This window comes from Mycobacterium sp. 360MFTsu5.1 (genome assembly GCF_000383495.1).
GTDB classification, from domain to species: Bacteria; Actinomycetota; Actinomycetes; order Mycobacteriales; family Mycobacteriaceae; genus Mycobacterium; species Mycobacterium mucogenicum_B.
The window spans coordinates 121,010-133,025 of record NZ_KB911464.1 but is presented as its reverse complement, the minus strand read 5'-3'; the positions used below and the strand labels follow the sequence as shown (position 1 = coordinate 133,025).

The window sequence follows — 12,016 nt, the reverse complement described above, 5'->3', positions numbered from 1 at the left end:
GCAGGTCAAGACATAGTTTTTGGCTGCTGGGATGCCGCTTCGGCGTATCACGGCAAAACCCAGTACCGCCGTTCCCACATAAAACGCTTACACTGAATCCACTCGCAACGATGCTTGAGGATCCGGAGGTAGCTGTTCCATGCTGCGACCACAACGTTTCACTCACGAGGTAGACCCGGGTCCGGTGCAGATCCAGGCCCGCAACGTGGCTTTCGAGACCGCGGACAAGCCGATGTCCTGGATTCCCGGCCACCCTGTCGCCTCGCATGTGGTGAACCTGCTGAACATCCTGCTTCCGGCGGGTGAGCGCTGGTTCATCGAGACGTTCAACGAGGCGCTGCCGCTCATCAAGGATCCGAAGCTCGCCGACGACGTCCGCGGCTTCATCGGCCAGGAGGCCATGCACGCCGAGGCCCACGACACCGTCATGAACGACTACCTGGTGAACAGCGGCATGAACGTCACGCCGCTGCTGGATCAGGTCGAGTTCGTCTTCGAGGAGATCCTGGCCCCGGCCAAGACGACCGACCCGCGCCGCAAGATGAACAACCTCATCGAGCGGCTGTGGTTCATCGCGGCCGTCGAGCACTACACCGCCGTCCTCGGCGACTTCGTCCTGAACTGCACGTGGGACAACTACGACGCCGACCCCGTCATGGTTGACCTGTTCCGCTGGCACGGCGCCGAAGAGGTCGAGCACCGCTCGGTGGCCCACGAGGTCGCCATGTACTTCCGGAACAGCTATTTCGACCGCATCCGCGCGATGAGCGTGGTGGCGATCCTGATGTACGTGTTCTTCCAGCGCGGCATGCGGTTCCTGGTCAAGAGCGACCCGCAGCTGAAGCTCGGCTGGTGGAAGTCGCAGCGCCTGCGCATGCGCGACTCCAAGCTGGGGCTCCTGCCGAAGTACCGGAAGCTGCTGCTCACCCAGACGCTGGTGTACTTCAAGCCGAACTACAGCCCGGAATCCATGGGCTCGACCGCGCAGGCCGTGGCGTATCTGGCCGCCTCGCCCGCCGCCCGCGCCGCACACCTGTGAGGGCGCGCCGCTTCCAGCCACGTCTGGCGCCGCCCAGCGTGATGGGTCTGTTGCCGCACGACCTGCTCGTGACGGTGGCCGACGCCGTCGTCAGCAGCACGTTCTGGGCGTCGACGCGACTGCGGAAACCGCCCGTACCCGAGGTCGTCGAACGCACCATCCGGTTGCGGATCGCCGACCGTCAGGTGGTCGCGCACGATCAGGACGTGGTGGCGTTGACGTTCGTCAGCGCCGGCGGTGCGGAGCTCCCCCGCTGGCATCCCGGTTCACACCTGGACATCCACCTGCCCAGCGGCCTGGTCCGCCAGTACTCACTGTGCGGCGATCCCGATGAACAGGGCGCATACCGAATTGCCGTGCGGCGCATACCCGATGGCGGCGGTGGCTCCATCGAGGCGCATGAGCTTGCGGTCGGGGACGTGATCACCACCAACGGGCCGCGCAACGCCTTCCCGCTGGCGGTGCCCGGCTTCGGCTCGCCGACCCGCACGCTCCGGTTCATCGCCGGTGGTATCGGCATCACGCCGATCCTGCCCATGCTGGCGCGCGCCGAGCAGTTCGGCATCGACTGGTCGATGCTGTACGTCGGCCGCAGCCGCGACAGTCTGCCGTTTCTCGACGAGCTGACGCGGTTCGGCGACCGGGTGCAAATCCGCACCGACGACGTCGACGGCCTGCCGACGGCCGACGACCTGCTGGGCGACTGCCGGCCGGGGACCTCGGTGTACACGTGTGGTCCGGCGCCGATGCTCAATGCCATCCGCGCGCGGCTGGTCGGGGCGGACGACATCGAGCTGCACTTCGAGCGCTTCGCCGCGCCGCCGGTGACCGATGGCCACGAGTTCAAGGTCGAGGTCGCCTCGACGGGCCAGACCGTCGCCGTCGCGGCCGACGAAACCTTGCTGACGGCCCTGATCAAAGCCGGTGTGCACGCACCGTATTCGTGTCAGCAGGGCTTCTGCGGCACGTGCCGGGTGAAGGTGCTCGCCGGTGCGGTCGACCACCGTGACGGCCTGCTGACCGAGACCGAACGCGAGGCCGGTCAGGCGCTGATCTGTGTGTCGCGGGCACAGGGCGACGGCCCCCTGACACTGGACCTGTAGCCGTCAGTCTTGGCTTGTGTTCGGGAGTTTCACCGATTCTCGAACACAAGCCAACGGCCGATGCCATCGACCATCGGTTTACGATGCCCCAATGCCAATGGCCGAGGGGACGGATTTCGCCGGGTACACCATCGTCCGGTGCCTGGGTTCCGGCGGCATGGGCGAGGTCTACGTAGCCCAGCACCCGCGACTTCCCCGGCAGGACGCGCTCAAGGTCCTGCGTCCCGAGATGTCCACCAACCAGGAGTTCCGCGAGCGGTTCCTGCGCGAGGCGGATCTGACCGCTGCACTGTCGCATCCGAATATCGTCGGGGTTTACGACCGCGGCGAGTTCGACGGCCAGTTGTGGATCTCGATGGAGTACGTCGACGGCACCGACGTCAGCCGGCTGCTCCGGGGCGCCGGCGGCGTATCCGATGATCAGGCGGTCGCGATCATCAGCGCCGTGGCCGGCGCGCTCGACTACGCGCACCAGCACGATCTGCTGCACCGCGACGTCAAGCCCGCCAACATCCTGATCAGCGACACCGATCCGGCGAGCCGGCGAATCAAGTTGGCCGACTTCGGCATTGCGCGGTGCGCCAATGACTCCGCCGGACTGACCGCGACGAACATGACCGTCGGCACCGTGTTCTATGCCGCGCCGGAGCAGCTGACCGGCAGCATCATCGACGGTCGTGCCGACCAATATGCGTTGGCGGCCACCGCGTTTCAGCTCTTCACCGGGGCGCCGCCGTTCGAGAACTCCAATGCCGCGGTGATCATCGGCAAGCACCTCAGCGCTCCCCCGCCGTCACTGTCCCAGAGCCGGCCCGATCTCGCTGCCCTGGACCCGGTGCTGGCCAAGGCACTTGCCAAGGATCCCAAGGCCCGGTACGACAAGTGCGCCGATTTCGCCCGCGCCCTTCAGCACGGCCTCGGCATGCCGGGCGCCGACGCCACCATCCTGGCTCCCGCCGCGGCGGGCCGCACGCAGGTCCTGCAGCCCGACAAGACCACCCGGTCGCGCCGGTCGCTGATTCTCCCCGTCGTGCTCACGGTGCTGTTGATCGCCGCACTCGTCTTCGCGGCCATCGAGTTCACCCGCGCCAAAGACGAGCAGCCGGCACTGCCCCGTCCCGCCGCGACGACCACCACGGCTCCCCCGGTGACCCCCTCGCCGTCGACCACCGAGGCGCCGCCGAGCCCGACATCGGCCGTCGCGCCCACCGAGTCTCCCGCCGAGCCGACCGAGGCGACGGTCACCAGCACGGTGACGGTCGAGACCACCACCGCGCCACCGCCGCCGACGACCCCGACCACCACCGAAACACCTGCGCCCGAACAGGAAACGCCGATCCGTGAATGCATGGACCGGACCGGGATGACGCGGCTGCAGTGCTGGGAAGAGATTCGCCGCAGCGAGCGGAGGCGCTGATGTCGCCCACGTTCGCCGTGGTCGCGCCGGTCGCGGCCAGCGTCACCGCCGACCCGGTCTGGATGACGCAGTTCGCCCGCCACCTGGAGAGCTGCGGCTTCGAATCCATTGTGGCCGTGGAACATACAGTGCTGCTGACCGAGTACTCGAGCGTGTATCCCTACGACGCCTCGGGCCGGGTGGACATCCCCGCTGACTGCGCCGTCCCGGATCCCCTGGAGCTGCTGACGTTCCTGGCCGGGCAGACGAGCACACTGGGCCTGGCGACCGGCGTGCTGGTGCTGCCGAACCACCACCCGGTGGTGCTGGCCAAACGTGTCGCGACCCTGAATGCGTTGTCCGGCGGGCGTATTCGCCTGGCCGTGGGCATGGGTTGGCTGCGCGAGGAGATCGAGGCGTGCGGGGCCCCGTTCGATGCCCGCGGCCGCCGGGCCGACGAGCAGATCGACGTCCTGCGGCTGCTGTGGTCGGACCAGCCCGAGGGCGCCACCCATTCCGGTGAGTTCTTCGAATTCGCCAACGCCGCTTGCTATCCCAAGCCGGTTTCGCCGATCCCGATCCACATCGGTGGGCACAGCCGGGCTGCGGCCCGCCGGGCCGGCCGGCGCGGTGACGGTCTGCAGCCGCTCGGCGTCGCCGGCGCGGAACTATCGGGGTTGATCGCGCTGATGCGGGAATCGGCCGAGCGCGCCGGCCGCGACCCGGGGGCCCTCGAGCTGTCCCTCGGACACCTGGTCCCCAAGGTCGACGCCGATCGCGCGGGCCGGCTCGCGGAGCTCGGCGCCGACCGCATCGTGCTGGCGATGCCACCCGTCACCGACATCGACGAGGCCAAGGACATGTTGTCGGCGTGCGCCGAACGGCTGGGGCTCACGCCGTGCCGCTGACAGTGGCCGACCGGCTGGCGCTGACGGACCTGGTGCACCGCTACGCCGCGGCCGTCGACGACCGCCGGTTCGACGACGTCGTCGAACTCTTCACCAGCACAGCGGAATTGGTCCTTCCGGACCCGCCCCGATCCCTCGACCCGGTACGGACCGAACACGGGCCAGACGGGGTGCGGGCCGCGATGGCCACCCTGGCGGGTGTTGCCCGTACCCAGCACGAGATCGTCGGCGAGGTCTACACCGACGCTTCCGACCACGCCCGTGGGCGCATCACGTGCGTCGCCCACCACTGGACCCGCGACGCCGACTCCGCCGTCACCGATCTGGTGTGGCATCTGAGGTACGACGACGAGTACGCCCGGACTGGCGACGGCTGGCGCATCCGGCGCCGTGCCCTGACGCTCAACGCCATCGAGACGCGGCCAATCCGCCGCCTCCGGGACTAGCCGCCGTCTACGTCGGCTGCGCCACGATCAGCAGCGTATCGCCGCCGACCTGCACGCCGCCGTCGCCGATCACCGCTCCCAGCCGCGCCCGCAGCTCCGCGGCCCGGTCGGCGGGCAGTACCAGGTGGTTGGAGTAGGTGAACACCAGGTCCAGCCACTGGTCGCGGCTGTACTGCTCACCACGGGGGTAGGTCAGCTGTTGCACGGCGAATCCGGCGGCCTCCAGGTCAGCCACCACGTCGCCGCTGTCCATCCCCGATCCCGTCCCGCCCGTGGGGGTCCCGGTCACCAAAGGTGAAGCGGCATCGAGGAAGTCGCGGTACACCTCCGCGAAGTCCGCGCGCGACGGTTGGACCGGGAACAGCCGGTTCCACGCCAGCGCCAGCCGGCCGCCCGGCACGAGGAGCCGGCGAATCTTCGGCAGTGCCGCCGCCGGGTCGACCCAGTGGAACGACTGGGCGAACAGGACCACGTCGAAGGTCCGGCCGGCGTCGTCCCAGTCCTCGAAGGTGTCCACCTCGACTGTGACGCCGTGCTCGGCGGCGATCTCGGCCATCCTCGGATCCGGTTCCAGCGCAACCAGTTCCGCACCGTGAGCGATCAGTTGGCGGGACGCGATCCCGGTGCCGGCGCCGACGTCGAGCACCCGGACCGAGCCCGTCCCGACCAGTTCGTCGAGCATGGCCTCCGGATAGCGGGGCCGGTGTTGGTCATATGACCGGGCGGCGCCACCGAAGGAATCAGCTCGGTCGCGCTGCCGGTACAGCTCATCAGACTCAGCCACGACTCGACGCTACCGGGAGCCCGTTCCCCGGGCACCGAGTGGTGCACGGGCGGCAGATCCAGGCATGCTGGAGCCCATGACGCGTCCGCCGCGCCGGTGGGACCCGCTCCGACCGCTCGATCTGTTCACCTCGGTGGTGTCGACCGCCGCGGTGCTGCCGATGAGCACCGGGGCGGCCGCCGCCTATCGGACGGCGTTGCTCACGGTGCGACCGCTGGTGATCGGGCGCCGGATCACCGTCCGCCTGCGTACCAGCGACCTGGCCCTCACGGTGGCCGAGTTCGATTCCCGCTGGGATGCCAGCATCTTCGCCGTCGGCCACATCGGTACCGTCAACATCACCGCCCACAAGGTGAAATGGGCTGGCACCGTGCTGAATACGATCTCGGCAAAGCTGAACAACCTGCACATCCGGCCGTCGGTGCCACCGATGCTGGCCGCCGCACCCGTCGAGTTGACGGTGGAGGTGCCGTCCGACTCGCTCGACGAGCTGATCCGGGCCGCCGAACCGCGCATCAGCACCGAGATCGGCGAGGACGGCGTCGCCCGAGTCCGGTTGTCGCGCTTCCGCTCCGGCGTCGTCGAGGTCGATCCCCACCTGCACGGCAACACCTTGTGGCTCAAGCCCCGTGGCCTGACGCTGGGTACCGCCCGGGTGCCGGTGCCCGGACTCGCCCCGGCGTACCCGGTGCGGTTGCCCGAGCTGCCGTACGGCATGACCCTGACCTCGGTGGAGCTCGGTCCGGGGGTGGTACGGGTCGGTGCGACGCTGCCGGAATGGCGGTTCGACCTGCCACGCGCCGTACTGGACGAGCTGATCAACCAACTCAGTGTGGTGGGCCGTCCGCTCGACGTGATCTGGCCGGGCTGACCCGCCGCGCTGAAGATTTGCCGATCCTTCATTACAGTCACGGTCGTGACCATCGGCTATTCCCGATATGTCGCGCTCGGCGACAGCCAGACCGAGGGCCTGTTGGACATGGACGGTACGGACGACAGCGCCGTTCGAGGCTTCGCCGACCGCCTGGCCTGGCGACTCAACGCATTACAGCCCGGACTTCAGTACGCGAACCTCGCAGTGCGGGGCCGTCGCATCAGTGACGTGCTGGACCGGCAGCTGCCGCTGGCCCGGGACATGAACCCCGACCTGATCACCAGCTGCATCGGGATGAACGACGTCACGCGGCCGGTGCGCAGCTTCGACAAGGCGCTCGAGGACATGCGGCACGTGCATACCGAACTCGCCGCCACCGGCGCGACCGTGGTCACGACGACGTTTCCCGACATCGCCCGCATCCTGCCGGTCGGGCGGGTACTGAGCGGCCGGCTGCGCCGGATCAACGAGGTCATCCGGTCCGACTCGGCCCACTTCGGCTTCCGGCTGGTCGATCTGTCGACGGCCACCTCCATGTTGGACCCCGCGACCTGGGCCGTCGACCGGGTGCACGGCTCCCCGCACGGCCATCAGCTGTTCGCCGACGCCGCTGCCGAGGCGCTGGGTTTGCCCGGCAGCGATCACCGCTGGGCAGAGGTAGAGGGTGAACTCGTGCTGCCGCGACTGCGCGAGCGGATGTATTCGCAGCTGATGTGGGCGCAGAACATGCTGATGCCCTGGGTCTGGCGGCACACGCTGGGCAGTTCGCGGGGCAAGGGGCTCGAGCCGAAGCGCCCGGTCATGGCGCCGCTCGACGCCAGCCCTGCGTTATCCGAGGCCGAGTAGACCCAAAGGCAGCGGCGACTCGCCGCGGCCGAGCGCACCGACAACCCCCGGGCAGAACGACGAGATCGCGAAGCCGGTGAACATCGTGGCCGGGCCCAGCGACATGCCGGATGAGTCGGCGACCTTGGCCGCCGCGTCAGCCAGGCTCTGGCCGGGCTGAGCCAGCATCGGGCACACCGACTGGCCGAGCGCGACCGGATCAGAGCCGTTCGGCAGCATCATGTCGGCGTTGCTGAGCGCGTTGTTGAAGGCGTCGACACCCGCATCGGCGCTGGCCGGACCGGCCGTGACGAGGCTGCCCACGATGCCGGCCGTGGTAGCTGCGATTGCGATAGCGGTACCGAATGTGCTCTTCATGATGCCCTCATCATAAGGGAAGCATGTTGCCGATGCCGCCTCGCGGCCGTCTCAGACACCCGTCCAGGCGCTCGCGATCCGGGTTCCGATGTCGATGACCTTGGCATCTGCGCTGTTGATCTCGCCTGCCACGTGGTGGGCGATGAACCGCCGAATCTCGCCGTCGACGTTGCCGACGATGCGCAGCAGCTCGGCGCGGATCGACGACGACGTGACGTGGATGGCGATGTCCGACGACCGCGGCGTCTTGACGTCGATGACGAGCAGCAGCGGATGAGCGGCCCGCGCGGTCGCGGTCAGATTGATCTCGCCGAACACCATGAATCGGGGCCGGTCGATGCGCAGGTCGAGCGTCATGTCGATTTCCAGCGGGATGCGGATCGCAAAGGTGATCTCCTCACCCAGCGTCCTGGCCACCACGGGGTGTTTGATCTGCACGCGCGCGGTGACCTTCGCGAGCCCGCCGGGGCCCTGGGCAATGGGACCCATGTCGAAGGCTTCACCGGCGATACCGCCGATCGCGTCCGCGACACGTTCCTCACTGACGGCGACCTCGAAGAATCGTCGACCGAATTCCTCGTAGGACATGTATTCGTGTTGTGGTTGCACTGGCATGGTGTAACTACGTTCTCATGTCGGGGACGGAAGCCGCGGCAACTGACGGCTTCATTCGGCAAAGAGTCGCAGGCCGATGATGCCCCGGCCGCCGAGGCCCTGCTCCGCGATGACCACACCGCGGTAGCCGTCCCGTCGGACGCCGGCCAGGACGTACCGGCCCGCGGCTATCACCTTCGCGACGCGGCTGCCGGTCAGCTCCTCGACCAGTTCGGAGACACTGAGCCGGGTGTCGAGGCCGCGGGTGATCTGCACCGGCTCGCTGAGCCGGCGCTTCACCGCGAGTTCGTCTCCGTTCGCCGCATCGGCCAACAGCCCGGTGAGCGACCGTTTTGCCCGCGTACCACCGGTGCGCAGGCCAGCAAGGAAACCGAGCGCGCCGCCGGGACCCTGGTTACGCAGCAGCGCTCCCGAGAGCCCCAATCCGGCCGGCAGCGCCGCGGCGCCGCACCGCACGAACTGCGCGACCATGCCCGGCAGCTCCCAAAATGCTTGCAGCCGAGAAATTTTCAGCGACGGGTCCGAGCCCTCGGTCACCACGTCGTACTGCAGATAGACCGGAATGCGCAGCTGCACCTTCGAGCCCATGTGCACTTCGAGCTCCAGGTCACGCACCACGGTATTGCCCAGCACGATGTCGGCGTCCCGGTGGAACATGACGGTGCGGGGCCCGATGAAGGTGTCGTAGAACTGCGCGATAGCGCGGCGCCCGACGTGCGGCCGCGAGCCGACCGGGTCCTCGACGCGTCCGTCGGCGCTGAACAGCCCCACCCAGGCGGCCTTGTCATGCGCGGCCGTGGCGGCGGGCGAGCGCTCGACGGTGGCCAGGAGGTCGTCGCGGGTCGGCGATTGCGGTACGGACATGTCTCCATCGTCCACCACCGCCGAGTTCCGCTGCGAGCGGATGGCCGGCCAGATGGTCGTGGCAGATGTCGCCGATGTCGCGCACACTGGTCGGTATGAGCAACAACGGCCCGTTCGGCATCGATCCGGAAGAGTTCGATCGCGTCCTGCGCGAGACGGGCGAGGGCATCCGGGGCGTGTTCGACCGCCTCGGCCGCGGTGCCGCCTGGGCCAATGTGGTCAACGATCTGACCCGCACGCCGCGGCACGCGACGCAGCCCGAGACCACCGGCGACACGGGCGACGGCGTGTGGGTGGTGTACACCGTGGCCGCCGACGGCGGAGCGCACGTCGAGGAGGTCTACCCCTCCGAACTGGAAGCCCTGCGGGCCAACAAGAACAACATCGATCCCTCCCGCAAGGTCAGGTTCCTGCCCTACGGCATCGGAGTGAGCGTGCTGGACGCGCCCGAGCAGGCCGGTCCGCCGCCGCATGACGACGATCAGACGCCGCGGCACGAACCCCACTGATATTGACCTGCCGACAATATCCCCGGCGACGCGGCTGACACGCTACGCTTTGCCACATTGTCGTGTGGCAGTAGTGCGAGGGGAGATGACCAGGATGTTTCGGGTACTGACGGTGGCCGCAGCGATCGCCGGAACCGCCATCGGGCTGGCACCTTTCGCGAATGCCGATCCGGCCCTGGGCGGCAGCGACGATCCCGGCCGCTACCCCACCGACGTCCCCGGCATGAACTACCAGGCTGTCAACGGCGCGCCGTGCGACAACCACGACATCTTCATCTTCGGCCGCGGCCCGGGCGGCGCCTCCATGGCCTGTCACTGGATCCCCAACCAGTGGCCGCCGGTCGACACCGGGTTCTGGGGCTACTCCTATGCGATCCAGGGCGTGAAGGACATCGGTTCTCCGTGCCCGGGCCCGCAGACCGCGGCGCAGGCCCCCGACGGCCGCCCGCTGCTGTGCCTGGGCCCCGCCGGCTGGCAGCCCGGCTTCAAGACCGGCGACGGGTTCTTCCCGAGCTGACCGTCTCCCGGCCTGACCACGCCACCCGCCTGATCGCCACACCGCGCAATCAGCGCTGGTAGCCTGCCGGCTGCCTCCTACCCCTGGCGGTAGTGAGTAGCCGATTCGGCTGCAACGCAACATCTTCGCCTCTCGTGGTTGTCGTCATCCGTGGGTAGTCGGTGGCGCCGCGCAGCGTGGTTGCCATAGCCCCGCAGCCCCACGGCTCACACGGCGGGGCCGTCGATCCCACCCAAGGCGCGCGCCGACCCGACGCGACCAGCTCAGTGCGCCGTATCACCTTGCGGGACTATCACTTTCGCCGTCGGCGTCCTCACCCTCTGTCGGATACAGCGTGGGGTGGTGGTAGTGATTTGTCCTTGGCTGGCCGACATCGAGCAGGGGTGGTGGGGTCCATTGGGTTCTGCCGTCCGGGCCCATGGTGGTGGTCCAGCCGCCGGTGTCGGCGAGGCGGTTGTCGGGTCCGCAGGCCAGGGTGAGGTTGGTGATGTCGGTGGGGCCGTCATCGCGCCAATTGGTGTTGACGTGATGGGCCTGAGACCGGGATGCGGGGGCGGTGCAGTTGGGTTTGGTGCAGCCCAGGTCTCGGGCGAACAAAGCGAAACGTTGGGCGACAGTGGCGGTACGACGCGCTCGGCCCATGTACAGCGGTTGTTCGGTGTGGTCGTCAAAGACGACGAGGTAATGGTCGGCTCCGGCGGCGGCCATCTGAACCAGATCCTTGACCGGCAGCTTGGTACCGGTGTGAGTGAGCGCCACCCCGGTGCGCTTCTCGAGGTCGGCGACGGTGCAGGTGGCGACCACCGCGACGGGGAATCCGTTGTGTTCGCCGAGCATGCCGGTCTTCAGGATCATGCGGCCGACCATCTTGTACGCATCATGGCGGCGCTGGGCGGCGGTACGGGTGTCGTTGTCGATCTGTTCCTGGGTCGGTGTACCCGAGATGCAGGGCACCGGGTCGGCGGGGTTGCACATGCCGGGGGCGGCCCATTTGTCATTGATCGCATCCCAGTAAGCACGGGTCTCGGCCTCGATGGTGCCGCTGACCTCGGAGGTGCCATCGGAGCGCTGCTTGCCATGGTTGATGGCGCGTTTCGGGTCGGGTTCAGAGTCGTCGGGTTCGGGCCCGTCCTGATCGAGCCGGTACAACAAATCCGCCGCGACTTTGCGTAGGTCCTCGGGGGTCTTGACCCGGGCATCGGCCACCAGATCCGTCTCGCACTGGGCCAGGGTGACCGGGTCGGCCGCCCACAACGGGACCTTGCCGAAAAACCAGGTGATCACCGCGACGTGCTCACTATTGATCGCCCCCTCAGCGAGAGCGGCGGCGACCAGCTCCCACACCGGGCCCAACGCCTCCCCGGTGATCGCCGAGCGCGGGCCCAGGTGATCGCAGTCCCGCACCCGGCGGCGGGCCTCCTCCCGGCTGATGCGGTGCCGCACATGCAACACCTCCGGCCAATCCTTGGCCCCGATCTCCTTCGCCGTCGCCTGCGTCTGTGCCGCAGCCAGAATCTGATGGTCGACCGCTTCGGCGGCGCACTTCAGGGTTTCGCGGCGGGACTGCACCTCCAACAACGTTCGCACATCCAGACCGCTGTAATCCAGGGCCGCGAGCCGAGCGTGCGCAGCCTCGTAGGCGGCGTACGCCTCCTCGACAGCGGCCGGATCGGTCAATCCCACGCATCGAACACTAGTTCGAACCACCGACAAGACATCACCGGGAATGTGACGCTAGTTACCCATTGTGACCAGCGC

14 protein-coding genes are annotated in these 12,016 nt (G+C 68.2%); 9 read left to right on the top strand and 5 right to left on the bottom strand.

The features are described 5' to 3' along the window. Window positions 1-139 precede the first annotated feature (139 nt). The 5 genes from H289_RS0107455 (at window position 140) to H289_RS0107435 (ending at window position 4,892) form a co-directional block, all read left to right on the top strand. A complete protein-coding gene (locus tag H289_RS0107455; protein WP_020100141.1) occupies window positions 140-1,039 on the top strand; it encodes a metal-dependent hydrolase in 900 nt (299 codons plus the stop codon). Window positions 1,040-1,080: 41 nt separating this feature from the next. Then, window positions 1,081-2,142 carry a PDR/VanB family oxidoreductase gene (locus H289_RS0107450; RefSeq protein WP_020100140.1) on the top strand — a complete coding sequence of 354 codons (1,062 nt, stop codon included), beginning with the start codon at window positions 1,081-1,083 and terminating at the stop codon, window positions 2,140-2,142. A 91-nt stretch (window positions 2,143-2,233) separates the two neighbouring features. Beyond that, entirely contained in the window at window positions 2,234-3,559 is a 1,326-nt protein-coding gene (locus H289_RS0107445) for a serine/threonine-protein kinase (RefSeq protein WP_029104903.1), read from the top strand. Continuing rightward, window positions 3,559-4,446: an LLM class F420-dependent oxidoreductase gene (locus tag H289_RS0107440; RefSeq protein ID WP_020100138.1), complete on the top strand. Its 888-nt coding sequence runs from the start codon at window positions 3,559-3,561 to the stop codon at window positions 4,444-4,446. The genes H289_RS0107445 and H289_RS0107440 overlap by 1 nt, the downstream gene beginning before the upstream one ends. Continuing rightward, window positions 4,437-4,892 (top strand): nuclear transport factor 2 family protein, encoded by a 456-nt coding sequence (locus H289_RS0107435; protein WP_020100137.1) that lies wholly within the window; start codon window positions 4,437-4,439, stop codon window positions 4,890-4,892. The genes H289_RS0107440 and H289_RS0107435 overlap by 10 nt, the downstream gene beginning before the upstream one ends. Before the next feature lie 7 nt (window positions 4,893-4,899). Here the strand turns inward: H289_RS0107435 and H289_RS0107430 are convergent, their stop codons facing one another. Further along, complete coding sequence (locus H289_RS0107430) at window positions 4,900-5,658, bottom strand: class I SAM-dependent methyltransferase (protein WP_029104902.1); 759 nt, start codon at window positions 5,656-5,658, stop codon at window positions 4,900-4,902. A gap of 94 nt (window positions 5,659-5,752) precedes the next feature. Here H289_RS0107430 and H289_RS0107425 point away from each other — a divergent pair, with 94 nt between their 5' ends. Both H289_RS0107425 and H289_RS0107420 read left to right on the top strand, forming a co-directional pair. Continuing rightward, window positions 5,753-6,547: a hypothetical protein gene (locus H289_RS0107425; RefSeq protein WP_155944072.1), complete on the top strand. Its 795-nt coding sequence runs from the start codon at window positions 5,753-5,755 to the stop codon at window positions 6,545-6,547. 45 nt (window positions 6,548-6,592) lie between these two features. After that, on the top strand, window positions 6,593-7,396 hold the full coding sequence (locus H289_RS0107420; RefSeq protein WP_020100134.1) for an SGNH/GDSL hydrolase family protein: 804 nt from the start codon (window positions 6,593-6,595) through the stop codon (window positions 7,394-7,396). Here the strand turns inward: H289_RS0107420 and H289_RS0107415 are convergent. Genes H289_RS0107415 through H289_RS0107405 form a run of 3 tightly spaced genes read right to left on the bottom strand, consistent with a single transcriptional unit; the run spans window position 7,379 to window position 9,232 of the window. After that, window positions 7,379-7,753 (bottom strand): DUF732 domain-containing protein, encoded by a 375-nt coding sequence (locus tag H289_RS0107415; protein WP_020100133.1) that lies wholly within the window; start codon window positions 7,751-7,753, stop codon window positions 7,379-7,381. The genes H289_RS0107420 and H289_RS0107415 overlap by 18 nt on opposite strands. A gap of 51 nt (window positions 7,754-7,804) precedes the next feature. Further along, on the bottom strand, window positions 7,805-8,368 hold the full coding sequence (locus H289_RS0107410) for a hypothetical protein (protein ID WP_036420306.1): 564 nt from the start codon (window positions 8,366-8,368) through the stop codon (window positions 7,805-7,807). 51 nt (window positions 8,369-8,419) lie between these two features. Next, the gene (locus tag H289_RS0107405; protein WP_036420345.1) at window positions 8,420-9,232 is read right to left on the bottom strand and encodes a nuclear transport factor 2 family protein; all 813 of its coding nucleotides are present in this window, start codon (window positions 9,230-9,232) and stop codon (window positions 8,420-8,422) included. 95 nt (window positions 9,233-9,327) lie between these two features. Here H289_RS0107405 and H289_RS0107400 point away from each other — a divergent pair, with 95 nt between their 5' ends. Together H289_RS0107400 and H289_RS0107395 are read left to right on the top strand one after the other, a co-directional pair. Beyond that, entirely contained in the window at window positions 9,328-9,741 is a 414-nt protein-coding gene (locus tag H289_RS0107400) for an Rv0313 family protein (protein WP_036420344.1), read from the top strand. Between the two features lie 94 nt (window positions 9,742-9,835). Next, on the top strand, window positions 9,836-10,258 hold the full coding sequence (locus tag H289_RS0107395; protein WP_020100129.1) for a hypothetical protein: 423 nt from the start codon (window positions 9,836-9,838) through the stop codon (window positions 10,256-10,258). Window positions 10,259-10,534: 276 nt separating this feature from the next. On the opposite strand, the gene H289_RS0107390 is transcribed toward H289_RS0107395, so the two are convergent. Then, window positions 10,535-11,941 (bottom strand): HNH endonuclease signature motif containing protein, encoded by a 1,407-nt coding sequence (locus H289_RS0107390; RefSeq protein WP_020100128.1) that lies wholly within the window; start codon window positions 11,939-11,941, stop codon window positions 10,535-10,537. Window positions 11,942-12,016 lie beyond the last annotated feature (75 nt).

Coding starts and splice junctions, on each gene's coding strand:
- H289_RS0107455 (WP_020100141.1), top strand. CDS start 140: ATGCTGCGACCACAACGTTTCACTCACGAGGTAGACCCGGGTCCGGTG.
- H289_RS0107410 (WP_036420306.1), bottom strand. CDS start 8,368: ATGCCAGTGCAACCACAACACGAATACATGTCCTACGAGGAATTCGGT.
- H289_RS0107395 (WP_020100129.1), top strand. CDS start 9,836: ATGTTTCGGGTACTGACGGTGGCCGCAGCGATCGCCGGAACCGCCATC.
- H289_RS0107440 (WP_020100138.1), top strand. CDS start 3,559: ATGTCGCCCACGTTCGCCGTGGTCGCGCCGGTCGCGGCCAGCGTCACC.
- H289_RS0107450 (WP_020100140.1), top strand. CDS start 1,081: ATGGGTCTGTTGCCGCACGACCTGCTCGTGACGGTGGCCGACGCCGTC.
- H289_RS0107400 (WP_036420344.1), top strand. CDS start 9,328: ATGAGCAACAACGGCCCGTTCGGCATCGATCCGGAAGAGTTCGATCGC.
- H289_RS0107445 (WP_029104903.1), top strand. CDS start 2,234: ATGCCAATGGCCGAGGGGACGGATTTCGCCGGGTACACCATCGTCCGG.
- H289_RS0107415 (WP_020100133.1), bottom strand. CDS start 7,753: ATGAAGAGCACATTCGGTACCGCTATCGCAATCGCAGCTACCACGGCC.
- H289_RS0107425 (WP_155944072.1), top strand. CDS start 5,753: ATGACGCGTCCGCCGCGCCGGTGGGACCCGCTCCGACCGCTCGATCTG.
- H289_RS0107405 (WP_036420345.1), bottom strand. CDS start 9,232: ATGTCCGTACCGCAATCGCCGACCCGCGACGACCTCCTGGCCACCGTC.